This is a genomic window from Micromonospora sp. NPDC049151, assembly GCF_040648395.1.
Lineage (GTDB): Bacteria > Actinomycetota > Actinomycetes > Mycobacteriales > Micromonosporaceae > Micromonospora.
In genome coordinates this window covers 17535-39492 of record NZ_JBEZDP010000022.1, presented here as the reverse complement: position 1 = coordinate 39492, position 21958 = coordinate 17535, and the positions used below count along the sequence as shown (strand labels likewise).

Annotated in this window: 22 protein-coding genes; 15 read left to right on the top strand and 7 right to left on the bottom strand. The window is 73.2% G+C overall.

Annotated elements, in window-relative coordinates:
• The first annotated feature begins 49 nt into the window (after positions 1-49).
• From AB0B20_RS22860 to AB0B20_RS22835, 6 genes are read left to right on the top strand one after another with little or no spacing between them, the layout of a single operon-like run.
• Positions 50-985: an acetaldehyde dehydrogenase (acetylating) gene (locus tag AB0B20_RS22860; protein WP_357473254.1), complete on the top strand. Its 936-nt coding sequence runs from the start codon at positions 50-52 to the stop codon at positions 983-985.
• Positions 982-2037 carry a 4-hydroxy-2-oxovalerate aldolase gene (gene dmpG, locus AB0B20_RS22855; RefSeq protein WP_357473250.1) on the top strand — a complete coding sequence of 352 codons (1056 nt, stop codon included), beginning with the start codon at positions 982-984 and terminating at the stop codon, positions 2035-2037. Before AB0B20_RS22860 ends, dmpG begins: the two co-directional genes overlap by 4 nt.
• Entirely contained in the window at positions 2034-2807 is a 774-nt protein-coding gene (locus AB0B20_RS22850; protein WP_357473247.1) for a 4-oxalocrotonate decarboxylase, read from the top strand. The genes dmpG and AB0B20_RS22850 overlap by 4 nt, the downstream gene beginning before the upstream one ends.
• The gene (locus AB0B20_RS22845) at positions 2804-3229 is read left to right on the top strand and encodes a RidA family protein (RefSeq protein WP_357473244.1); all 426 of its coding nucleotides are present in this window, start codon (positions 2804-2806) and stop codon (positions 3227-3229) included. Before AB0B20_RS22850 ends, AB0B20_RS22845 begins: the two co-directional genes overlap by 4 nt.
• The gene (locus AB0B20_RS22840; RefSeq protein WP_013288058.1) at positions 3222-3746 is read left to right on the top strand and encodes a 3-hydroxyanthranilate 3,4-dioxygenase; all 525 of its coding nucleotides are present in this window, start codon (positions 3222-3224) and stop codon (positions 3744-3746) included. The genes AB0B20_RS22845 and AB0B20_RS22840 overlap by 8 nt, the downstream gene beginning before the upstream one ends.
• Positions 3747-3749: 3 nt before the next feature.
• A complete protein-coding gene (locus tag AB0B20_RS22835; RefSeq protein WP_357473239.1) occupies positions 3750-4745 on the top strand; it encodes an amidohydrolase family protein in 996 nt (331 codons plus the stop codon).
• Positions 4746-4803: 58 nt separating this feature from the next.
• Here AB0B20_RS22835 and AB0B20_RS22830 read toward each other — a convergent pair whose 3' ends face one another.
• Positions 4804-5736: an alpha/beta hydrolase gene (locus AB0B20_RS22830; RefSeq protein ID WP_357473236.1), complete on the bottom strand. Its 933-nt coding sequence runs from the start codon at positions 5734-5736 to the stop codon at positions 4804-4806.
• 216 nt (positions 5737-5952) lie between these two features.
• Between AB0B20_RS22830 and AB0B20_RS22825 the strand changes: the two genes are divergently transcribed.
• The 3 genes from AB0B20_RS22825 to AB0B20_RS22815 all read left to right on the top strand — a co-directional run bounded on the left by AB0B20_RS22825 (position 5953) and on the right by AB0B20_RS22815 (position 8182).
• Positions 5953-7425, top strand: a complete 1473-nt coding sequence (locus AB0B20_RS22825) for an amidase (protein ID WP_357473233.1) — start codon at positions 5953-5955, stop codon at positions 7423-7425.
• Positions 7426-7497: 72 nt separating this feature from the next.
• Entirely contained in the window at positions 7498-7782 is a 285-nt protein-coding gene (locus tag AB0B20_RS22820) for a hypothetical protein (protein WP_357386386.1), read from the top strand.
• On the top strand, positions 7769-8182 hold the full coding sequence (locus AB0B20_RS22815; protein ID WP_357386324.1) for a DUF5130 family protein: 414 nt from the start codon (positions 7769-7771) through the stop codon (positions 8180-8182). The genes AB0B20_RS22820 and AB0B20_RS22815 overlap by 14 nt, the downstream gene beginning before the upstream one ends.
• Before the next feature lie 121 nt (positions 8183-8303).
• Here AB0B20_RS22815 and pepN read toward each other — a convergent pair whose 3' ends face one another.
• Positions 8304-10850: an aminopeptidase N gene (gene pepN, locus AB0B20_RS22810; protein ID WP_357473230.1), complete on the bottom strand. Its 2547-nt coding sequence runs from the start codon at positions 10848-10850 to the stop codon at positions 8304-8306.
• 228 nt (positions 10851-11078) lie between these two features.
• Here pepN and AB0B20_RS22805 point away from each other — a divergent pair, with 228 nt between their 5' ends.
• The 4 genes from AB0B20_RS22805 (at position 11079) to AB0B20_RS22790 (ending at position 14102) form a co-directional block, all read left to right on the top strand.
• Positions 11079-11702 carry a disulfide bond formation protein DsbA gene (locus AB0B20_RS22805; RefSeq protein WP_357386328.1) on the top strand — a complete coding sequence of 208 codons (624 nt, stop codon included), beginning with the start codon at positions 11079-11081 and terminating at the stop codon, positions 11700-11702.
• 197 nt (positions 11703-11899) lie between these two features.
• Positions 11900-12226: a hypothetical protein gene (locus AB0B20_RS22800; RefSeq protein ID WP_357473227.1), complete on the top strand. Its 327-nt coding sequence runs from the start codon at positions 11900-11902 to the stop codon at positions 12224-12226.
• 133 nt (positions 12227-12359) lie between these two features.
• Positions 12360-13559, top strand: a complete 1200-nt coding sequence (locus tag AB0B20_RS22795; protein ID WP_357386332.1) for a DUF1015 family protein — start codon at positions 12360-12362, stop codon at positions 13557-13559.
• Positions 13560-13631: 72 nt separating this feature from the next.
• On the top strand, positions 13632-14102 hold the full coding sequence (locus tag AB0B20_RS22790) for a ribose-5-phosphate isomerase (RefSeq protein WP_013288048.1): 471 nt from the start codon (positions 13632-13634) through the stop codon (positions 14100-14102).
• A gap of 68 nt (positions 14103-14170) precedes the next feature.
• Here AB0B20_RS22790 and AB0B20_RS22785 read toward each other — a convergent pair whose 3' ends face one another.
• The gene (locus tag AB0B20_RS22785) at positions 14171-14572 is read right to left on the bottom strand and encodes a hypothetical protein (protein WP_357473224.1); all 402 of its coding nucleotides are present in this window, start codon (positions 14570-14572) and stop codon (positions 14171-14173) included.
• Positions 14573-14881: 309 nt separating this feature from the next.
• On the bottom strand, positions 14882-16102 hold the full coding sequence (locus AB0B20_RS22780; RefSeq protein ID WP_357473221.1) for a GNAT family N-acetyltransferase: 1221 nt from the start codon (positions 16100-16102) through the stop codon (positions 14882-14884).
• 99 nt (positions 16103-16201) lie between these two features.
• Here AB0B20_RS22780 and AB0B20_RS22775 point away from each other — a divergent pair, with 99 nt between their 5' ends.
• Positions 16202-16741: a hypothetical protein gene (locus AB0B20_RS22775; protein WP_357473218.1), complete on the top strand. Its 540-nt coding sequence runs from the start codon at positions 16202-16204 to the stop codon at positions 16739-16741.
• Positions 16742-16789: 48 nt separating this feature from the next.
• On the opposite strand, the gene AB0B20_RS22770 is transcribed toward AB0B20_RS22775, so the two are convergent.
• A complete protein-coding gene (locus AB0B20_RS22770; RefSeq protein ID WP_357473216.1) occupies positions 16790-17269 on the bottom strand; it encodes a hypothetical protein in 480 nt (159 codons plus the stop codon).
• 201 nt (positions 17270-17470) lie between these two features.
• Positions 17471-17722 (bottom strand): hypothetical protein, encoded by a 252-nt coding sequence (locus AB0B20_RS22765; protein ID WP_269704528.1) that lies wholly within the window; start codon positions 17720-17722, stop codon positions 17471-17473.
• Positions 17723-17878: 156 nt separating this feature from the next.
• On the opposite strand from AB0B20_RS22765, the gene AB0B20_RS22760 reads away from it, so the two are divergent.
• Complete coding sequence (locus AB0B20_RS22760) at positions 17879-19759, top strand: propionyl-CoA synthetase (protein ID WP_357473212.1); 1881 nt, start codon at positions 17879-17881, stop codon at positions 19757-19759.
• Between the two features lie 61 nt (positions 19760-19820).
• Here AB0B20_RS22760 and AB0B20_RS22755 read toward each other — a convergent pair whose 3' ends face one another.
• On the bottom strand, positions 19821-21941 hold the full coding sequence (locus AB0B20_RS22755; RefSeq protein WP_357473209.1) for a M14 family zinc carboxypeptidase: 2121 nt from the start codon (positions 21939-21941) through the stop codon (positions 19821-19823).
• Positions 21942-21958 lie beyond the last annotated feature (17 nt).

Sequence of the window (21958 nt, the reverse complement as noted above, 5' to 3'; positions counted from 1 at the left end):
ACAGGGCCGTCGAGCCTCATGGCGGCACGCAGCGCAGCGGAGGGCCGGCATGAGCGTCGGAGTGGCGGTGCTCGGGTCGGGCAACATCGGCACCGACCTGATGATCAAGGTGCTGCGGCTCAGTGAGAGCCTGCGCATGGTGGCGATGGCCGGCATCGACCCGGCCTCGGACGGTCTGGCCCGGGCCCGCCGGCTCGGCGTGACCACCACCGCCGAGGGCGTCGACGGCCTCGTCGCGCTGCCCGAGTTCGCCGACGTCCAACTGGTCTTCGACGCCACCTCGGCTGGCGCGCACAAGCGGCACGACGAGGTGCTGCGGGCACACGGCCGCACGGTGGTCGACCTGACCCCGGCCGCGATCGGCCCGTACGTGGTGCCGCCGGTGAACCTCGACGAGCACCTGGGCGAGCCGAACGTCAACATGGTGACCTGCGGCGGGCAGGCGACGGTGCCGATCGTGCACGCGGTCGGCCGGATCACCCCTGTCGCGTACGGCGAGATCGTCGCCTCGATCGCCTCGAAGTCGGCCGGTCCGGGCACCCGGGCCAACATCGACGAGTTCACCGAGACCACCGCCCGCGCCATCGAGGTGGTCGGCGGCGCCGAACGCGGCAAGGCCATCATCGTGCTGAACCCGGCCGACCCGCCGCTGCTCATGCGCGACACGGTCTACTGCCTGTGCCCGGACGCCGACGCCGACCGGGGCGCGATCGCCGCCTCGGTGGCCGACATGGTGAAGGCCGTGCAGGAGTACGTGCCCGGCTACCGGCTCAAGCAGGACGTGCAGTTCGACCCTGTCGACACGTACGCGCCGGTGCTCGGCCGGCACTTCACCGGCCTGCAGGTGTCGGTGTTCCTGGAGGTCTCCGGCGCCGGGCACTACCTGCCCGCGTACGCCGGGAACCTGGACATCATGACGTCGGCCGCGCTGCGTACCGCGGAGCGGCTGGTGGCGCTGCGCGCGACGGAGGTGAGTGCGCGATGACCGACCTCTACATCCAGGACGTGACGCTGCGCGACGGCATGCACGCCATCGGCCACCGCTACACGGTCGACCAGGTGCGTACCATCGCCGCCGCGCTCGACGCGGCCGGCGTGGCGGCGGTCGAGGTGGCCCACGGCGACGGCCTGGCCGGTTCCAGCGTCAACTACGGGCACGGCGCCGCCGCCGACGCGGACTGGATCGCCGCCGCCGCCGAGGTGCTCACCACCGCGCGGCTCACCACGCTGCTGCTGCCGGGCATCGGCACCATCGCCGACCTGAAGGCGGCGAAGGCGCTCGGCGTGACGAGCGTACGGATCGCCACGCACTGCACCGAGGCGGACATCTCGGCCCAGCACATCGCCTGGGCCCGGGAGAACGACATGGACGTCTCCGGGTTCCTGATGATGTCGCACCTCAACGACCCGGCCGGGCTGGCCGCGCAGGCGAAGCTCATGGAGTCGTACGGCGCGCACTGCGTCTACGTCACCGACTCCGGCGGGCGGCTGCTGATGTCGGACGTGGCGCAGCGCGTCGACGCGTACCGGCAGGTGCTGGAACCGGAGACGCAGATCGGCATCCACGCGCACCACAACCTGTCCCTGGGTGTGGCGAACAGCGTGCTGGCGGTCGAGCACGGCCGGATCCTCGGCGACGGCCCGCTCGGTTCGCCCTCCGGGCGGACCGTCCGGGTGGACGCGTCGCTCGCCGGTATGGGCGCGGGCGCGGGCAACGCGCCGCTGGAGGTCTTCGTCGCGGTCGCCGAGCTGCACGGCTGGAAGCACGGCTGCGACGTGTTCGCGCTGATGGACGCCGCCGACGACCTCGTCCGCCCTTTGCAGGACCGGCCGGTCCAGGTGGACCGGGAGACGCTCTCCCTGGGGTACGCGGGCGTCTACTCAAGCTTCCTGCGTCACGCCGAGCGTGCCTCGGCCAAGTACGGCGTGGACGTCCGCTCGATCCTGGTCGAGCTGGGCCGCCGCCGGATGGTCGGCGGCCAGGAGGACATGATCGTGGACGTGGCACTGGACCTGGCGAGCAAGGAGAACCCATGATCGGGCCGGACATCGCGGGCATCGCGGAGAAGCTGGGCGCGGCGGCTGACGACGCCACCGCGATCCCGCAGCTCGCCGCCGAGACCGGCCTCGACGTCGACGCCGCGTACGCGGTGCAGACCGCGCTGGTGAAGCGCCGCCTCGACCGGGGTGAGCGGCTGGTCGGCCTGAAGATGGGCCTCACCAGCAAGGCCAAGATGGCCCAGGTCGGCGTGGACGAGGTGATCTGGGGCCGGCTGACCGACGTGATGCGGGTGCCCGACGGCGGCGCCGTCGACGTCGGCGACTTCATCCACCCGCGCGTCGAGCCGGAGGTGGCGTTCCTGCTGGACCGGCTGCCCGACCCGGGCGAACCGGTCGGCTCGTTCACCCGGGCGGTACGCGCGGTCGCCCCGGCGATCGAGCTGATCGACTCCCGGTACGCGAACTTCACCTTCTCGCTGCCGGACGTGGTGGCCGACAACACCTCGGCCGCCGCGTTCGTGGTCGGGCCGTGGTCGCCGGTGCCGGACGGGCTGGACAACCTCGGCGTGCTGCTGGAGATCGACGGGCGGGTGGCACAGGTCGGCTCGACCGCCGCCATCCTCGGCGACCCGCGCCGCGCCCTGGACGAGGGCCTGCGGCTGGCCGGCCGGCACGGCGTCCGGCTGCGCAAGGGCTGGGTGTTCCTGGCCGGCGCGGCCACCGCAGCGGTGCCGTTGCGACCGGGCGCACACGTGCGCGCCACTGTGGAGAAGCTCGGTTCCGCCTCCCTGAAGGCTCTGCCGTGACGGCCCGCGTGGTGGCCGGGAAGGCCGTGCCGCGGGGCGCGTTCCCGCACGTCAAGGTGGGCGGTGGGTTCGTCTACGTGTCCGGCACGTCGTCGCGCCGGCCGGACAACACGTTCGCCGGGGTGTCGGTGGACGAGTTCGGCACCACCGACCTGGACATCCGGGAGCAGACCCGGGCCGTGGTGGAGAACATCCGTGACCTGCTCCGCTCGGTCGGCGCCGACCTGAGCGACCTGGTGCAGGTCACCAGCTACCTGGTCAACATGAACGACTTCGGCGGCTACAACGAGGTGTGGGCGGAGTTCTTCGACGCCACCGGCCCGACCCGGACCACAGTCGCCGTGCACCAGCTTCCGCATCCGCATCTGCTGATCGAGATGCAGGCAGTCGCCCTACTTCCGTCGGGAGGTTCCCATGAGTGAGATCGCCGAGCCGTTCAGCTTCTCCGGCTGGATCGGCGAGAACCAGCACCTGCTCAAGCCCCCGGTGGGCAACAAGGAGATGCTGCCCGGCAGCGACGACTTCATCGTCATGGTGGTCGGCGGCCCGAACCAGCGCACGGACTTCCACGTCGACCCGTACGAGGAGTTCTTCTACCAGGTCAAGGGCAACATGCACATCAACCTGATGCTGCCCGAGGGCCCGCGTACGGTGCACGTGCGCGAGGGGCAGATGTGGATGCTGCCGCGCAACACCCCGCACTCGCCGCAGCGCCCCGAGGCCGGCTCGATCGGCATGGTGATCGAGCGGGTCCGCGAGGAGGGCACGCTGGAGAAGTTCCAGTGGTACTGCGGCGAGTGCCACCACAAGGTGCACGAGGTGGAGTTGCAGGTCCGCGACATCGCCGCCGACCTGCCCCCGGTCTTCGCCGCGTTCTACGCCGACGAGAAGGCCCGCACCTGCGACAACTGCGGCGCGCTGCACCCGGGCAAGGGCTGACGCGTGCCGGTCGTGGACGTGCACACGCACGTCGTACCGAAGGGGTGGCCGGACCTCGCCGCGGCGTGCGGCGGGTCCGGGTGGCCCTGGTTGCGGGTGGACTCCGAGCGCGCCGCCATGATCATGGTGGGGGAGACGGAGTTCCGCCCGATCGGCGGGCAGTGCTGGGACGCGCCGACCCGGCTCGCCGACATGGACGCCGACGGCGTGGACGTGCAGGTCGTCTCGCCCACCCCGGTCTTCTTCAGCTACGACCGCCCGGCCGACCAGGCGGTCAAGGTGGCCCGGATCTTCAACGACCTCACGCTGGAGGTCACCGCCGCCGGCGGCGACCGGCTGGTGCCGTTCTGCCAGGTGCCGTTGCAGGACGCGGACGCGGCCTGCGCCGAGCTGGACCGCTGCCTGGCGGCCGGGCACGCCGGGGTGGAGATCGGTAACCACGTCGGCGACCGGGACCTGGACGACGCGGGCATCGTGCAGTTCCTGACCCACTGCGCCGAGGTGGGCGCGCCGGTGTTCGTGCACCCGTGGGACATGCCCGGCGGCCCCCGGCTGGACCGGTGGATGGCGCGCTGGCTGACCGGGATGCCGGCCGAGACGCACCTGTCGGTGCTGGCACTGATCCTCGGCGGCGTGTTCGACCGGGTGCCGGAGACGCTGCGGATCTGCTTCGCGCACGGCGGCGGCAGCTTCCCGTTCTGGCTGGGCCGCGCCGACAACGCCTGGCACCGCCGGGGTGACCTGGTACGCGGCGCGTCGAGCGCACCGCCCAGCTCCTACGTCGACAGGTTCCACGTCGACTCGGTGGTCTTCGAACCGGCCGCGCTGCGGCTGCTGGTGGACACCATGGGCGCCGAGCGGGTGCTGCTCGGCAGCGACTACCCGTACCCGCTGGGGGAGCGGCCGGTCGGCCAGGTGGTGCACCGGGCGGACTTCCTCACCGACGCGCAGCGGGCCGCGCTGCTCGGCGGCAACGCGCTGCGGTTCCTCGGCCGCTGAAGACCGGCGCGGGTGCGTCCGTCGTCGCCCTAGAGTCGACGGACGCACCCGGCGCTGCTCAGGAGTGCGGGCAGGTGTCCCGGTACTCCTCGATGGCCGTGCCCCGGGGTGCCGGGCAGAGGAACTGCTCGTAGCGGGTGTCGTCGTCGACGAACCGCTTGAGCCAGGAGATGCTGTACTTCGCGACAGTCACGTTCGGCGAGGTCGGCGCCGAGTGGCTCGCCGCGTTCAACTCCAGGTACGCCTTGTCCAGCGTGGCCGGCAGGCTGGTGTAGAACGGCTCCGAGTGCGACGACACCGGTGCCACCGTGTCGTTCTCCGCGCCGATGACGAGCGTCGGCACGCGTACCGACGACCAGTTCTTCGTGGAGTGCCAGCCGGTCAGCGGGATCGCCGCCTGGAGCGCGGGCCGGGCGTTCGCCGCCGACAGGCTGCCGCCACCGCCCATCGAGTGCCCCATCACCGCCAGCCGGTTGCGGTCGATCCGGGTACGCACCGCGCTGGTGTTCGTCAGGTAGTCCAGGGCGGCCAGGAGTTGGGTGCCGCGGCTGGCCGGCTGGTCGTAGACGGAGAGGGTGTCGATGGTGATGACCACGAAGCCCTGTGAGGCCAGCCGGGGCCCGAGCCAGGACACCGCCGACTGGCTGGCGGTGAAGCCGGGGGAGACGGCGACCGCGCCGAAGGTGCCCTCGGCGGTGCTTGTCGGGTAGTAGATGGTGCCGCCGCGGAAGCCGCTGACGCTCGACGCGGAGACGGTGGTCTGGGCGATCGCGAACGGGCCGCGGGTGGCCTCGATCGACGCGGTGGTGGGCGCGGGACCGCGCTCGTAGGGGTTCGCGGCGAGCGCCGCGGCCGGCCCGCCGTCGCGGGCTCCGGCCGGTGCCACCGGCAGGGCGGCGAGGCCGGCGGCGGTCAGGGCGAGGGCGAGCAGGGGGCGCAGGGCGCGCGGGAGCCGGGACGGGCGGGCCGGTGTGCCGGGTGCGTGGTGCACGGGGTGCTCCTCGGGGTGGTCGGGGCAGCCTTCAATCGAATTACGTCGATCTGCACATCCTGCGCGCCCCACCCGCCCGGCGGACCATCCCGAACCGGTCATGTCACCCGGATATGGACCGGCTGCCGCCGGTCGGATCACCCGGATACGGACCGGCCACCGCCGGTCGGACGTGTCGCCCGGTCGTCCGGCCGCCGGACCGGCAGGATGGGCGGCATGGCCGAGCCGCACGACCTGACCGCGCTGGAACAGGCCGCCGCGATCCGCCGGGGCGAGCTGTCCAGCCTGGAACTGGTCGAGCACCACCTGCGCCGGGTCGAGGCGCTCGGCGACACTGTCGGCGCGTTCGTCACCGTCACCGCCGAGCGGGCCCGGACCGCCGCCCGCGCCGCCGACGCGGTGGCGGCGGAGGAACGCGGCCCCCTGCACGGGGTGCCGACCGCGATCAAGGACCTGACGCTCACCGCCGGGGTACGCACCACCTTCGGCTCGGCCGCCTTCGCCGACTTCGTCCCACCCGTCGACGCCGACGTGGTCCGCCTCCTGGCCGACGCCGGCCTGGTCAGCCTCGGCAAGACCACCACCTCCGAACTCGGCTGCTCGCTCTACTCCGAGGGACTGGTGGCGCCACCGGCCCGCAACCCGTGGGACCTCGCGTACACGGCCGGCGGATCCAGCGGCGGCGCGGCGGCAGCTGTCGCCGCCGGGCTGGTCCCGGTGGCGCAGGGCTCCGACGGCGGGGGCTCACTGCGCATCCCGGCCGCGCTCTGCGGACTGGTCGGCTACAAACCGAGCCGGGGCATGGTCTCCGGCGGGCCGCTCGGCTTCGGCGGCTTCGGGCTGCCGGTGAACGGGCCGATCGGCCGTACCGTCGCCGACGTGGCCGCGCTGCTCGACGTGCTCGCGCGGCCGGTGCCCGGCGAGCCGTACCTGCCGCCGGCCGCGCCCGCCGGCGGGTACCTCGGCGTCACCCGCGCCGCCCGCTCCGCCGGCCCCGGCCGGCTGCGCGTCGGCCGCTTCACCACGCCGATGCTCGCCGACGAACCGGTCCACCCGGACTGCGCAGCCGCCGTCGACCGGACCTCCGCGCTGCTCGCCGACGCCGGCCACGAGGTGGTCGACGTCCCCGCGCCGCTCGGCCCCGAGGCGTGGCCGCTGTTCGAGACCGTCTGGTACGCGCTGGCTGTCACCCCCGTCCCGGCCGGGCGGGAGGGCGACCTGCTGCCGCTGACCCGGTTCCTGCGCGAACGCGGCGAGGCGCTCGGCGCGGCCCGGCTGATCGCCGCGCTCGGCGAACTCCAGGCGCAGGTACGCCGTGGCGTACGCCGTACCGCCGGCTGCGACCTGCTGCTGTGCCCGACGCTCGCGGCCCCGCAGGCGCCGGTGGGGGCGTTCGCCGCCCTCGAACCGGCAGAGGACTTCGACAGGCAGCGGCGTTTCTCGCCATACTGCGCGGTCTTCAACGTCACGGGCGATCCGTCCGTTTCCCTGCCGGTCGGGCGGACCGCCGACGGGCTTCCGGTGGGGGTGCTGCTCACCGGTCGCTACGGCGACGACGCGACACTGCTCGCCACTGCCGCGCAGCTGGAGCACTGGAGTGACGGATGGGATCAGCACCCCGCAATCTGGCGGGCCGCCGACTCCGCTAACGTGAACATCACAAGTGAGGTGGGGCGCGACCGGTCCTGACCGGCCAACCGACCCGCCATTCCTGGTCTCTCTTTCCGCCTGGGGGCGTTGGGATTGTCTGTTACCGAGACGTTGGTGGTCTTCGTCGGCATCCCGGTCGCCGCGGTGCTGCTGATCGCCGCCCTGGCGGCCGCCGGCAGCCGTGGCAACGGTGGCGGCGCCAAGCGCTACCGGCCGGGCCGGCCCTTCGACTTCACTCCGGTCTGGTTCCTGAGCCGTCCGGAGCAACTGGCCGACTCGGCCGGCACGGCCCTCGCGGCCGGGGCGCAGGCGCCGGCGTTGACCAGCCGCAAGCAGGAGCAGGCCGGCCGGGAGGCACCGGCCGCTGGAACCGGAGGCGCAAGTGACCGTTGGTGAAGCGCGGCCCACAACGGGGACGGGCACCCCGCCCGCGGTGCTGGACGGACCGTTCTCGACCCGTCAGCTGCTCCGCATCGACGAGGCGCTGCGCCTCGCCGACCAGGGCACCGGCCTGGTCTTCTCGGTGTTCGTCGGCGGCCTCGACGAGCCGATCCGGGAACACGCCGAGCGGCTGCACCGGCAGCTCGGCGAGCCGGACCGCTCGGTGCTGATCGCGGTGTCGCCCAACCAGCGGCAGCTGGAGATCGTCACCGGCAAGTACGCGCGCAAGCGCATCCCGGACACGTACGCCAAGCTGGCCGCGCTCTCCATGGTGGCCGCCTTCGGCGGCGGCGACCTGGCCGGCGGCATCATCCAGGGCCTCGACCAGCTCGCCAGCCACGCCGGCAAGGGCTGATCCGCCCGCACGCACACACGACGAAGCCCGGCCCGCGTACGCGTGGGCCGGGCTTTCTCGTGGTCCCAGCCGGGGCCGGCGCGGGCTGCCACCCGCGCCGGCCCCGGCCGGCATGCCTCACTCAGGCGGTGCGCGCGTCCCGCTCGCGGGCCTTCAGCGCGCGGACCACACCGTCGCGGCCCTCGGCCACCAGCCGCCGCAGCGACGCCGGCTGCCCGTCCTGGGCCAGCCACGCGTCGGTGGCCGCGACCGTGTCCTCGTCGACCAGGTACGCCGGGTAGGCGAGCTGCACGAACTCCTGCGCCGGCTCGCTGTCGCGCTGCGCCCACACCTGGTCCACCGTGGCGAAGTACCGCTCCCGGTAGGGCGCGGTCAGCTCGACCTGCGCCGGGTGGGTGAAGCCCTGCAGCAGCGCCCGGTTGCGCCAGTTGGGCAGCGCGTCCGGGCCGGTGAGCAGTGCCCACACCGCCGCCTTGTTCTCCACGGTCGGCACCAGCGCGTGCGCGTACGCTGCCTCCCGCTCGCCACTGGCGGTACGGTCGGCGGCCAGCTCCGCGTCCACGTCGGCGGCGCCCGCCGCGCCGTTGGCGACCAGCGACTGGAGCACCGTCCAGCGCAGCTCCGTGTCGACGGTCAACCCCTCCGGCACCCCGTTGCCGTCCAGCCAGCCGCGCAGCGTGGCCAGGTCCTCACCGGAGCGGGCCGAGGAGGCGTACGCGCGAGCCCAGGCGAGCTGGAAGCCGCTGCCCGGCTCGGCCGCCGCGAGCCCGGTCCGCGCGGTACGGGCCAGCTCGGCCCAGCCGGTCGGCGCCCAGGCCGGGTCGGCGTAGAAGGTGAGCGCGGTGGTCGCCTGCCGCAGCGTGGCGGTGATGAGGTTGATGTCCGTCTCGGCGGTCAGCCCGGCCAGCACCAGCGCCACGTAGTCGCGGGCCGACAGCTCGGCGTCGCGGGTCATGTCCCAGGCGGCGGTCCAGCACAGCGCCCGGGCCAGCGACGAGTCGAAGCCGGCGATGTGCTGCACCACGGTGGCCATGGACCGCTCGTCCAGCCGCAGCTTCGCGTAGGTGAGGTCCTCGTCGTTGAGCAGCAGCACGTCCGCGGCGGGCTTGCCGTGCAGCTCGGACAGCTCGGTCAACTCGCCGGTCACGTCCGTCTCGATCAGCTCCCGGCGCACCAGCCGGCCGTCGGTCAGGTCGTACAGGCCGACGCCGATGCGGTGGGTACGCAGCGTCGGGTAGCCCGACGGCGCCTCCTGCTGGACCACCACCCGCTCGTACGTGCCGTCGGCGCCGATGGTCACCTCCGGGCGCAGCGTGTTCACCTGCGCGGTCTCCAGCCACTGGGCGGCGAACTTGCGCAGCTCCCGGCCGGAGGCCGCCTCCAACTCGGACAGCAGGTCGTCGAAGGTGGCGTTGCCCCAGGCGTACTTGCCGAAGTAGGCGCGCAGGCCGGCCAGGAACGGCTCCTCGCCCACGTACGCGACGAGCTGCTTGAGCACGCTCGCGCCCTTGGCGTACGTGATGCCGTCGAAGTTGACCTCGACGGCCTCCAGGTCCGGCATCTCGCAGTAGACCGGGTGGGTGGAGGAGAGCTGGTCCTGCCGGTAACCCCAGTTCTTGCGGATCGACAGGAACGTGGTCCACGCGTCGTTGAACCGGGTGGCGTTCGTGTTGCACCAGTGGCTGGCCCACTCGGCGAACGACTCGTTCAGCCACAGGTCGTTCCACCAGCGCATGGTGACCAGGTCACCGAACCACATGTGCGCCAGCTCGTGCAGGATCGTGTTGGCGCGCTGCTCGTACTCGAAGTCGGTGACCTGCGAGCGGAAGATGTAGTGCGACTCGGCGTGCGTGACGCAGCCGAAGTTCTCCATCGCGCCGGCGTTGAAGTCCGGCACCCAGAGCTGGTCGTACTTGGGCAGCGGGTAGCGCACGCCGAACTTCTCCTGGAAGAAGTCGAAGCCCTGCGTGGTGATCAGGTGCAGGTCGTCGGCGTCCATGTGCTGAGCCATGCTGGCCCGGCAGAAGTAGCCCATGTCGATGCCGTCGTGGGTGCGGCGTACCTCGTGGTACGGCCCGGCGCAGAGCGCGGTGATGTAGGTGCTCATCCGCTCCGACACGGTGAAGTGCACCGTCTTCAGGCCCTCACCGGCGGCCTCCTCGCGCGCCACCGGCATGTTCGACACGACCCGCCAGTGCTCCGGGACGGTGGCGTGCCAGGTGTAGACGCTCTTCAGGTCGGGCTGGTCGAAGCAGGCGTAGACCTTCTGCGCGTCAGCGGTCTCGAACTGGCTGTAGAGGTAGGTCTCGCCGTCCACCGGGTCGACGGTGCGGTGCAGGCCCTGCCCGCTGTTGGAGTAGCCGAAGTCGGCGTCGACCACCAGTACGTTCTCGGCGGCCAGGCCGCTGAGGGTGAGCCCCTTCTCGGCGGACCAGCCGGACAGGTCGACCGGCTCGCCGTTGAGCGTGGCCGAGCGCACCGATTCGGCAGCGGTCTCGATGAAGGTGGTCGCTCCCGGCTCGGCGCAGCGGAACCGGACCTCGGTCACCGAGCGGAACGTGCGACCGGTGGACTGCACCGCGGTCGACAGGTCAAGGCTGATGTCGTACCCGGTCACCTCGAGCAGGCGGGCCCGCTCGGTAGCCTCGACCTGGGTCAGGTTGCGCACTCCCGGCACTGTTCGTCTCCATCCCGCTCGTCTCGCCGCGCCCCGCGGCGCCGGTTCTCGCCCGGCCGCTCGTGACGGCCCGCTGCGAACCGAGTCTTCCATGTACGGACCGCCCTCGGTGGTCGAGGTCACGCTCTCATTCCGGTACCGGTCTATGCGGTGCGGGGTGAGGATCGAAGGTGACCGCGCCGGGTCCCCGGCGCGACGATGGCGTGAAGGGAAGACACAGTGACCGAACGTGTCACCGCGGACATGTGGTTCGACCCGCTGTGCCCGTGGGCGTGGATCACCTCCCGTTGGCTGCTGGAGGTCGAGCAGGTCCGGGACGTGGACATCCGGTTCCACGTGATGAGCCTGTCCGTGCTCAACGACGGCCGGGAACTGCCGGAGGAGTACCAGGACCTGATGGTCAAGGGCTGGGGCCCGGTGCGGGTGTGCATCGCCGTCGAGCAGGCGCACGGTGCCGAGGCGCTGGCGAAGCTCTACACCGCGATGGGTACCCGGATCCACCTCCGCCAGGAGGAGCTGGGCCGGGAGATGATCGTGGGCGCGCTCACCGACGTCGGCCTGGACCCGGCGCTCGCCGACGCGGCCGATTCCACGCAGTACGACGACGCGCTGCGGGCCAGTCACGAGGCGGGCATGCGGCCGGTCGGCACCGACGTGGGCACTCCGGTGATCCACGCGCCGGGTCCGGACGGCGGTCAGGTCGCCTTCTTCGGCCCGGTGATCACCCCGGCGCCGAAGGGCGAGGCGGCCGGCCGGCTCTGGGACGGCGTGCTGCTGGTCTCCGCCACCCCCGGTTTCTACGAGCTGAAGCGCACCCGCGAGCAGGGCCCGATCTTCGACTGAGGTGAAAGGAAGGGCCCCCTATTAACGCCTCCGGTAGAGGAAGGGCCCCTTTTTAACACCCGCAGCGCGCCCCGAGCCCCGCACCCGCCCGTCACCGGGCCGGTGCGGGGCTCGTTTCACCGGGTGTCCCAGCCGACGGCCCGCGGGGCCGCGGCACGGCAGTTCCTGGAGGCGTTCCCATGGCCAAGCACCGCCGCATGTCCGACGACGCGCCGCAGCAGGCGACCGAGGACTCCGGTGCGACGTACTGGTCGGTGACCGAGAGCGACTGGCCGGTCGGCCCGGCCGAGGTGGCCGACCTGCTGGCCCCGCCGATCGTGGTCGGCGTGGCCCGGGTGGTGGCCACCTCGCGGATGACACCGCCGGATGAGCCCGGCCGGCCCGCCCGCGCGCCGTCGCGGTCCGGCGCCGCCGCCCACCCGGCCGCCGCGGGTGCGACGACGGTACGCCTCAACGCCGGCTCCCGCCCCGCCGCGCCGGCCCGCCGTCCGACTCCCGGCCGGCACCGCAACGCCACCGCCTGAGTCGCCCTTCCCGGTGTTAAGAAGGGGCCCTTCCTCTACCGGAGGCGTTAACCGGGGGCCCTTCCTTTCACCTGGTGGTAAGCGGGTGAGTCGGGCGGCGGCGGCGATCGGGGCCCGGGTAGCGTCAGCTGACATGACGGTCGTGCATCCGATCGCCCGGGCCTGGATCACCACTGGCGGCACCGGCGCGCAGAACTACGACGAGTTCGCCGACGACGCGGAGATCACCTCCATCGTCGAGGCGAATCCGCACAGCGCCCTGGGCATCGAGATGCCCCACCGGGCGCCCGGCAGCCTCGGGAAGTCGTTCCTCGACGCGCTGCCCGACGCGGTGGCGCGCCTGGCCGAGGCGAAGGCGGACGGCAGCTACACGCCGGCCGAGCAGGTGGTGGTGCTCTACCGGATCAGCGCGCCGGGCGAGGAGAGCGCGTACGGGCTGTGGGCCATGGTCGACACCGACCAGATCTCCACCCGCGCCGACGAGCCGGGCCTGGTCATCCGCAACGAGGACGTGTTCATCGCCAAGGTGCGCGAGCGCGTCGCCCTGGCCGAGGCGCTCGGTCACCTGCTCTCGCCCGTACTCCTGCTGCAGACCGGCAAGGGCGACGAGCTGCACGCCGCGCTCGCGGCGGCGACCGACGCGGCCGGCGCGCCCGCCGCGACCGACGTCGACCAGTCCGGTCGCACGCACGCGATCTGGCTGCTGGGCCCGGGTGCGGCGCAGGACGAGCTGACCGCGCTCGCCGGCGGCGGGGACCTGGTGGTCGCGGACGGCAACCACCGCAGCCTGGCCGCGCAGACCGGTGGTTTCCCGCGCTTCCTCTCGGTGATCACCACGCCCGCGTCGGTCGCCATCCAGCCCTACAACCGGCTGGTCAGCGAGCTGACCACCACGCCGGACGAGCTGCTCGACCGGCTGCGCGCGGCGGGCGCGGAGGTCACCCCGGCGGCCGGGCCGGTCGACGTGCCGGCCACCGGCGGCGTCGTGCACCTCTACCTCGGCGGCCGGGGGTACGCGGTGACGCTGCCGCACGTCGGCGCCGGCCGGCTGGAGAACCTCGACCACGCGCTCGTCGAGCGCCTGCTGCTGCGCGACGCCCTGGGTCTCGACCCGGGCGACAAGCGGATCACGTACGTGGGCGGCGACTACCCGGCGAGCTGGCTCGTCGGTGAGGTCGACGCCGGCCGGGCCGAGCTGGCGGTGCTCGTCGCGCCGGTGACCGTCGACGACTTCGTCGCGGTGAACCTGGCCCGGGAGAAGATGCCGCGAAAGAGCACCTGGTTCACCCCGAAGGCGCGGGCCGGCTTGGTCGTGGCCGAGCTGCCGCACTGACCGTGTGACGAAACCGCCTCCGGGTCGCCGCCCGCGCGCCGGCCTGGAGGCGGGCCTGTCAGACTGCGCGGTATGCGCGTCTACCTGGGATCCGACCACGCCGGTTTCGAGTTGAAGGTGCACCTCGCCAACCACCTGGCCAAGCAGGGCTACGAGGTGGTCGACGTGGGCCCCCACGTCTTCGACCCGGACGACGACTACCCGGCGTTCTGCCTGCACACCGGCGACCGGGTGGTCGGTGACCCGGGCAGCCTCGGCGTGGTGATCGGCGGCTCCGGCAACGGCGAGCAGATCGCCTCGAACAAGGTGGCGGGCGTCCGGGCCGCGCTCGCCTGGAACGTCGACACCGCACAGCTCGCCCGCGAGCACAACGACGCCAACGTCGTCGCGATCGGCGCCCGGCAGCACACGCTCGACGAGGCGACCGCGCTGGTCGAGGCGTTCCTGACCACGCCGTTCTCCGGCAACCCCCGGCACAGCCGGCGCATCGAGCAGGTGGCCGCCTACGAGCAGAGCCGCCGCCTGCCCGAGCTGCCCGCCTGACCGGACACCCTTCTCGGCGAGCCGGTCACCGGGCCCGGGCCGGAGCCGCCGTACCGGCCTCCGCGGGCTCAGCGCCCGTTGCGGGGCAGGTCCTCGCGCGGCACCCAGTTGCGGCGGATGAGCACCACCCGCTGTTCGGCTTCGGCGAGGTCGTCCTCGGTCGGGCGGGCGGCGTCCCGTGCCCGCAGCGCGGCCGTCACGCTCACCTGCGACGAGCCGGAGCCGACCAGCCCGCGTAGCCCGCGCTCGCCCTCCTCGGCGGGCGCGGGGGAGCGCCGGCCCCGGAGCTCCGGCTCGCCCGGCCGGCCGGCGCGCGGGGACCGGGGCGTCACGTCGTCGTGTACGGGTGCGGTGCTGGCGGTGCTGCCGTCGGCACCCGTGCCGCCGGCACCGGTTCCGGCGGTCTCCGTCGGCGGGACGGCGTCGCCGTGATGCCGTAGCCGTCGTCGCCGTCGTTCCGCCTCACCCATCCCCCGACCGTACCGCCCCCGAGCCCGCCCGCGCGCCGCTCGCACCCCGCGCGGCCCACACACGCTCCCCGACACACCCGATCCAGCCAGCCTCCGTCGATCATGGAGTTGTGGCGCCCGGAGTGCCCCGTAAGCGAGGTATGTGAGGTGCCACAACTCTAAGGTCGACGGGGCACCCGCCCGCACGATCATGAAGTTGGCCTGGATAAAACGGACGCTTCGCGCCGCTAACTTCATGATCGCCGGGGTGGGCCGGGCGCGCGGGCCGGGGTGGGCCGGGTGGGCGGGCGCGCGGGCCGCTGGGGACGGCTAGAAGACCTCCATGGGGGAGGGGGCGCGGTGCCAGGTGAAGGCGGGGTTCAGGGCGGTCAGGGTGCCCGGGATCAGCTCCTTCGCTCGGCCGGCGGCGGCCAGCGCGTACGGGTTCGCGCCGCCGAGGTACATCTCGCCGAGCGTGCGTACGTCACACGCCAGCCCCGCCGGGGCGGTGGTGGGCGTGCACTGCGCGCCGTCGCGTCCACCGACCAGCCGCCAGCGGCCCGTGTTCTCCTTCAGCAGATCGTCGGTGACCTCGATCACCACGTCGACATCGGTGGCGTAGCGCCGGGCGGCCAGCGCGGCCGGCACGTCCACCACGCGTACCCAGAGCGCGTCGGCGAGCTGCGGCGAGAGCTGGCGGGGCTCGTCCACCAGTCGCAGCAGCGGCTCGTCCAGGGCCGCGATCGGGAACGACAGCCGGCGGGTCAGGTCGACCGAGAGCAGCAGCCGCCAGAGCGCCGTGTACGCCTCCGGCGTCGCCGCCACCACCTCACCGACCTGCACCTCGGCCTGCGGTCCGGTGGCCGTCGAGCTGTCCCTGGTCCGGTAGAGCGCGTAACCGTCGGGGCCGCCGGCGCCCTCGTGCAGCAGCACCCGGCGCTCGGTGGCGCCGCCCCGGTGCGCCTTGAGGTCCGCCAGCAGGTACGACCACCAGCGCTCGTCGCGCCGGGACCAGCCGGGACGCCCGGCGCGGACCCGCTCGTACAGCCGGGCCAGTTCGTCGCGGTGCGCGTCCGGACGGTCCAGTCGCAGCGTGCCCTCGGCGGACGCCGGGGCGGGCAGGCGCAGCCCGGTGGTGTCTGCGGACAGCACGTAGCGCGGCGCTGCCGACCCGTAGCCGAACCGGGGGTAGATGCGTCCCTCGCTGGCCCAGAGCACCGCGACCGGTTCCCGGCCGGCGTCGCGGACGTCCCGCAGCTGGCGGCGCATCAGCGTGGTGAGCAGGCCGCGCCGCCGGTGCGTCGGCGCCACCGCGACCATCGTCACGTGCGCGGCCGGCACGTCCGCGCCGGGGACCGCGAGGTCGCGGCTGAACGCGGCGGCGTGCGCCACGGCCGTGCCGCCGTCACGGACCAGCAGCGACCGGTCCGGCTCGAAGATCGGGCGTTCCAGCGCCTGTACGTCGGGGTCGAGATCGCCGTGGAAGGCCAGCGCCAGCAGCGCCGCGATGTCGTCGAAGTCCTCGGCCCGGGATACCAGCACGTCAGTCACGGCACGTGTGTATCGCACCGTGATGGGGGTCGGCACCCTATTTGCGGGCTGGCTACCCTCGGAACCGAGGCCGGAACCGGTCGAGGGGGAGGACGGAAGATGGCGGACCAGACACAGCCGTGGGCCGAGCGCACCGTGGAGGTGCCGCCCCAGCCGGGCGTGGTGCCCCCGCAGCGGGACGCGTTCCAGCGCGGGGTGGCGGCGGTCGGTCAGCCGCGCCCGTCGCGTACGCCCCGAACCGAGCAGTTCCCCACCGTCGAGCACGGCGACTGGGCGGCCGAGCCGGCGCCGCGCCGGCCGATGAGCTGGCACCTGGCCCAGGCGCGCAAGGGCGGCGAGCTGAGCGCCGCCGGCGCTCTGTTCGCGTTCGTGTGCTGGGGCATCTGGGCGATCTCCGGCCGGGGCAACCTCGTGGCCCCGCTGCTCACGTTCGTGCTCAGCCTGCTCACCGCGGTCGGCCTGTTCGCGCTGGCCCGGCTGCTCGGCCGGCTGATCCTGGAGCGGCAGTTCGGCCGGGTGCGCCGCAGCGCCAAGGGCGCCCACCTGGTCACCGCGTTGTTCCTGGCCGGCGTGGGTGTGGCGTACCTCCAGCAGACCGAGTGGGTGGTCTCCGCCTGGAACTGGGTGACCGGCAGCTGAGCCGGCAGGTCGTCCGTCCGGCACGCGCCGGACGGACGACCCGGGGTGTCAGAAGGTGGTCGGGGCGCCGGCGGTCTTGCAGGCGGCGTTGATGTCCTTGCTGGCCTTCTCCATGGCCGGGTTGTCGGCGGCGGTTCCCGGGTCGGCGGCCGAGCCCGCCTTGCCGGCCTCCGCGGCGAACTCCTTCAGGGCGGTGGCCGCCTTGCCGTCCCCGGCGGTCCCGGCCAGCTTGGCCACCCGGTCACCGAGTTCGGTCAGGATCTCGCCGGTCTGCTTCGTCAGGTCGCCACCCGACTGCACGGCGGTCATGAGCTTCGCCCGCATGTCCTTGTTGATCTTTTCTGCGGCGGTGCAGAGGTCCTTGTCACTCATCGCGGCCGCCGAGGGCGAGGGGGCCGCCGTGGAGGGTACGGCGGAGGCCGAGGTGGCCGCCGGCCCGGCCGTGGTCGCTGGCTTCTCGTCGCCGCACGCGGCGAGGCCCAGCACGGCACAGGCAAAGAGGATCGGGATGATCCGGTTCGTTTTCACGCCTGGGCACGCTAGTCGATGCCCGTCATTGATCAAACTCGGTTTGCCGGGGCCGGTCCGCGGAATGCGCGGGCGGGCGGCATTCGTGCCGCCCGCCCGCGTCCGGCCGCGGTACGCCGCGACGCCGGTCGTCGCTCCACCAGGACCGTTCTGCCTTACCCCGCCCCACGGGCTTCATCCGTCGCCCGTTGGGCTGAGCGGTCACCGCTGCTCGTCGGCCTTCGGCGACGCGACCCGGGCCGCCGGGTCCTCGACGCCCGGCTCGCCGCCACCGGGCGCCACCATGCCGTCGTAGTTGTAGACCACGCCGTCGTCGCCGTGCTGCTTGGTGGTCCGGATGTAGCGGTGGATCATCCCGTCGATCTCGATCTCCACCAGGGCCTTGCCGTCCGCGTCCTGGCTGCTGCCGTCGCGGGGACCGCCGACCAGGTACGCCTTCGTGTTCGTCTCCATGTGCCCGCCCTACCCCGGCCCGGCCCGCCGGAAACGGCCGGGGCCGGCCACCACCCACCGCCGTGAGGGGCCGTTCGGCGAGCCGGGGCGTGCTTCCGGCGCACCGGACCCGGTCGGCCGTCGTGCCGGCGCGGTGTCGCGGAGCAGCATGACGGCATGGGCGCGTATCGATCAGCGTACGAGCGGAGCATCACCGACCCGGCCGGTTTCTGGCGGGACGCGGCGGCCGACATCGACTGGGTCATCCCACCGGACCGCGTCCTCGACGACTCGGCGGCGCCGCTGTACCGCTGGTTTCCCGACGGGGTGCTGAACACCTGCCACAACGCGCTGGACCGGCATGTCGCCGCCGGCCGGGGCGACCAGCCCGCGCTGATCCACGACAGCCCGGTCACCGGCACCGTCAGGACCCTCACGTACGCCGAACTGCTCGCCGAGACCGCCCGGTTCGCCGGTGCGCTGCGCCGCCTCGGCGTCGGCCGGGGCGACCGGGTCCTGCTCTACCTGGCGATGGTTCCGGAGGCGGTGGTCGCCATGCTGGCCTGCGCCCGGATCGGCGCGGTGCACTCGGTGGTCTTCGGCGGCTTCGCCGCGCACGAACTGGCCGTCCGGATCGACGACGCGCGGCCGAAGGTGGTGGTCGCCACCTCCTGCGGCATCGAGGTGGACAGGGTGGTGCCGTACCACCCGATCCTGGCCGCCGCGCTGGACGAGGCCACGCACGCGCCGGAGCGATGCGTGGTGGTGCAGCGCCCGCAGGACCCGGCCCCGCTGGTGCCCGGCCGCGACCTGACCTGGGACGAGGTGATGGCGGACGCGGAACCGGCGCCGTGCGAGCCGGTGGCCGGCACCGACCCGCTCTACATCCTCTACACCTCGGGCACCACCGGCCGGCCCAAGGGCGTGGTGCGGGACAACGGCGGGCACGCGGTGGCGCTGCGCTGGTCGATGCGCAACGTCTACGGCATCGAGCCGGGCGAGGTCTTCTGGGCCGCCTCCGACGTGGGCTGGGTGGTCGGCCACTCCTACATCGTGTACGCGCCGCTGCTCACCGGCGCGACCACGGTGCTCTACGAGGGCAAGCCGGTCGGCACCCCCGACGCCGGGGCGTTCTGGCGCGTCGCCGCCGAGCACCGGGTGGCCGCCCTGTTCACCGCGCCCACAGCGATCCGGGCGATCCGCCGCCAGGACCCGGAGGGCGAGCACATCTCCCGGTACGACCTGAGTGCGCTGCGTACCCTCTTCCTCGCCGGTGAGCGGCTGGACCCGGACACCTGGGCCTGGGCGGGGGAGCGGCTCGGCGTACCCGTCGTCGACAACTGGTGGCAGACGGAGACCGGCTGGCCGGTGGCGGCCAACCCGCGCGGCCTGGAGCCGCTGCCGATCAAGCCCGGGTCGCCGTCGGTGCCGGTGCCCGGCTACGACGTGCGCGTGGTCGACGGCGCGGGCCGCGACGTGCCGCCGGGCACTGACGGCTCGATAGTGATCCGGCTGCCGCTGCCGCCCGGCTGCCTGCCCACGCTCTGGGGCGACGACGAGCGGTTCGTCCGCTCCTACCTGTCCACGTTCCCCGGCACCTACCTGACCGGCGACGGCGGCCGGTTCGACGAGGACGGCTACCTGTACGTGATGGGCCGCACCGATGACGTCATAAACGTGGCCGGGCACCGCCTGTCCACCGGCGCGATGGAGGAGGTCCTGGCGACGCACCCGGCGGTGGCCGAGTGCGCGGTGATCGGCGTGGCCGACGCGCTCAAGGGGCAGGTGCCCAGCGGGTACGTGGTGCTCAAGGCCGGCGCCGACGTGGACCCGGACGCGCTCGCCGCCGAGCTGGTCGCGCTGGTCCGGCAGCGGATCGGCCCGGTGGCCGCGTTCCGCCGGGTGAGTGTGGTGCCGGCGCTGCCGAAGACCCGCTCCGGGAAGATCCTGCGGCGCACCATGCGGGGCCTGGTGGAGGGGCGCGACGAGCCGGTGCCGGCGACCATCGACGACCCGGGTGCGCTCGCCGTCTTCCGCGACCTCGGCACCGCAGACTGAACTGTGCGGGGCTGACGCGGTCCCCGGCCGGCCGGATCGGCCGGCCGGGGACCGCCTGCGGTCAGCGCCGGACCGGGTTGCGGGCGGCGTAGTCGCGGGCCACCCGGACCAGTTCGATCAGGCCGCCCGCGTACTCCTGCGCCTCGGCGTGCGCCTCGTCGAACGGCGGCTGGAAGCCGACGCCCTCCCACTGGCCGGTGGCCTCGTTCCACCTGTCGTTCCCGACCTCGAAGTCCCAGGCGAAGATGCCCAGCTCGTAGTAGAGCTGGTCGGCGGAGTTGCCGGCCGCCGAGTAGAGCACGTCGGCGACCGGGCCGGTCTGCGACGGCCAGGTGACGGTGCCGCGCTCGGCCGCGATGGCGCCGACGATGCGCCGCGCGCTGCCCAGGAAGAGGGTCGACTCGTCGATCGACGGGCGCGGCAGCGTCACCCGCCCGTCGGCCTTGTACGCCCCGGGCGGCCACATGAAGTAGCCACCGTAGGAGTGCACGTTCATCGCGAACCTGATGTTCGGGTGGGCCTTGGCCAGGTCGATCACGTTGCGGCTCTCCGGTTCGGACAGCTCGGCGGTGCCCGCGTAGTTGCCGGCGAGGCAGTTGGTGCTCGCGCCCACGTACCCGTCGAACAGGGAGCCGACCGTGTAGTTGCGGTTGACGTCGACGCCCCACATGGTGCGGTACTTCGGGTCCCGAGCCTCGCCGGTGCAGTGGTTTACCAGGTTCTTGCGCTGGAAGTTGTAGTCGTGGAACGAGTAGTTCGCGCCGTCCGGGTTGACGGTCGGGACGACGAACACGTCCACCTGCTCCAGCAGCTTGCGGGTCGCCGCGTCGGTACGCGCGTTCGCCAGCAGCCGCTCGGCGAACTCCAGCGTCACGAGCGGGGTCGCCCACTCGCGGGCGTGCTCCTGCGAGTACGCCAGCACGCCGATCCGGGAGCCGTCGCGGTGCTTGCCGATCCGCAGCGCCTGCACCGTCCACGGCCGGGCCGGCACCTCGGTGCCCTGCAAGCCGTCGTCGAGGCGTACCGGCCCGGTCACCGGCATCGGCAGGCCGGCCGAGCCGTCCTCCACAGTGGCCCGGAAGCGGGCGCCCCGCGGGGCGTTGATCAGGGCGGCGACGTCGTCGGTGGTGCTCGTGACCTTGCCGGCGCCGTCGGTGGCCAGCGAGATGGTGAGCACCCGGTCCCGGTAGCGCATGCTCAGCGGCCGGTTCGGCCGGCCAGGGTCGACGGTGCGTACCCGCACTCCGTTCATGCCCTGGTCGCCGAAGCGGACCGACTCGACCACGACGGCGGCGGCCGCCGGGTCGCCCAGGTAGGCGGCGGCGTTGCGGCGGTATCCCTGGGTCTTGTTCGGCAGGTCGATGACGTCGACCAGGTCGCGGTACTGGCGGCCGAGCCGGGCGATGCGCGCCTTGATGTCCACGGGCGTCAGGTACGCGTCGATGAAGTCCTTCTGGTAGCCGGCCGGCTGCGGCGGCGGGGTCGCGTCCGGCCACAGCGACGGTGTCACCGGCCGGCTCGTGCCGCCCAGCGTGGAGGTGGCGGTGAGCTGCACCGGGCGGCTCGGCACCGGCTGCGGCAGCGCGTAGTGGTACTGGTACTCGCCCGAGTCCTCGAAGCGGTACAGCGGGAACGAGCCGGTGGCGCCGTCGGCCGTCCGCCAGGTGACAGTGATCTCGACGTCCGGGTCGTCGGTGGCGGTGGTGGCGACCTGGGCCTGGAGGAACGTCCGGCCGCCGGTGGTCCACCAGTACGCCTGGAGGAACTGGAGCGTGTCGACGGCGGCGGCGCCGCTCGTACGCAGCCCGGCGCGGGTGCGGTCCTGCGCGGCGCGGCGGCTCTCGGCCAGGTGCCGGGCACCGTCGTCGGCGCGCTGCACCACCTGCACGGCGGTGGCCCCCTGCCGGGTGAGGTCGGCGAGCTGCCGTCCGGTGAGGACCAGGTCGGCGATCCACGCGCCGTCGCGGGAGCGGGGACGGTTGGCCAGGTCGGCGCCGCCCGCTACCAGGCGGTCGAGCTGCGCCCGGTCGGCGAGCCGCACGCGGACCAGAGCGGTCTCGGTGGGGGCGAGCGTGATCGCGGGGGAGGGCGGTGCGGCGGCGCCCGGCCCGGGATGGGCCAGCGCCGCGGCGATCAGGATGCTGGTGGTGGCGAGTGCGGTCCACCGTCGTCGGACGAACACGGGGCCTCCTGACGAAC

Coding starts and splice junctions, on each gene's coding strand:
- AB0B20_RS22760 (WP_357473212.1), top strand. CDS start 17,879: ATGGGCGCGTATCGATCAGCGTACGAGCGGAGCATCACCGACCCGGCC.
- AB0B20_RS22825 (WP_357473233.1), top strand. CDS start 5,953: ATGGCCGAGCCGCACGACCTGACCGCGCTGGAACAGGCCGCCGCGATC.
- AB0B20_RS22775 (WP_357473218.1), top strand. CDS start 16,202: ATGGCGGACCAGACACAGCCGTGGGCCGAGCGCACCGTGGAGGTGCCG.
- AB0B20_RS22850 (WP_357473247.1), top strand. CDS start 2,034: ATGATCGGGCCGGACATCGCGGGCATCGCGGAGAAGCTGGGCGCGGCG.
- AB0B20_RS22765 (WP_269704528.1), bottom strand. CDS start 17,722: ATGGAGACGAACACGAAGGCGTACCTGGTCGGCGGTCCCCGCGACGGC.
- AB0B20_RS22785 (WP_357473224.1), bottom strand. CDS start 14,572: ATGGGTGAGGCGGAACGACGGCGACGACGGCTACGGCATCACGGCGAC.
- AB0B20_RS22860 (WP_357473254.1), top strand. CDS start 50: ATGAGCGTCGGAGTGGCGGTGCTCGGGTCGGGCAACATCGGCACCGAC.
- dmpG (WP_357473250.1), top strand. CDS start 982: ATGACCGACCTCTACATCCAGGACGTGACGCTGCGCGACGGCATGCAC.
- AB0B20_RS22795 (WP_357386332.1), top strand. CDS start 12,360: ATGACGGTCGTGCATCCGATCGCCCGGGCCTGGATCACCACTGGCGGC.
- AB0B20_RS22800 (WP_357473227.1), top strand. CDS start 11,900: ATGTCCGACGACGCGCCGCAGCAGGCGACCGAGGACTCCGGTGCGACG.
- AB0B20_RS22840 (WP_013288058.1), top strand. CDS start 3,222: ATGAGTGAGATCGCCGAGCCGTTCAGCTTCTCCGGCTGGATCGGCGAG.
- AB0B20_RS22790 (WP_013288048.1), top strand. CDS start 13,632: ATGCGCGTCTACCTGGGATCCGACCACGCCGGTTTCGAGTTGAAGGTG.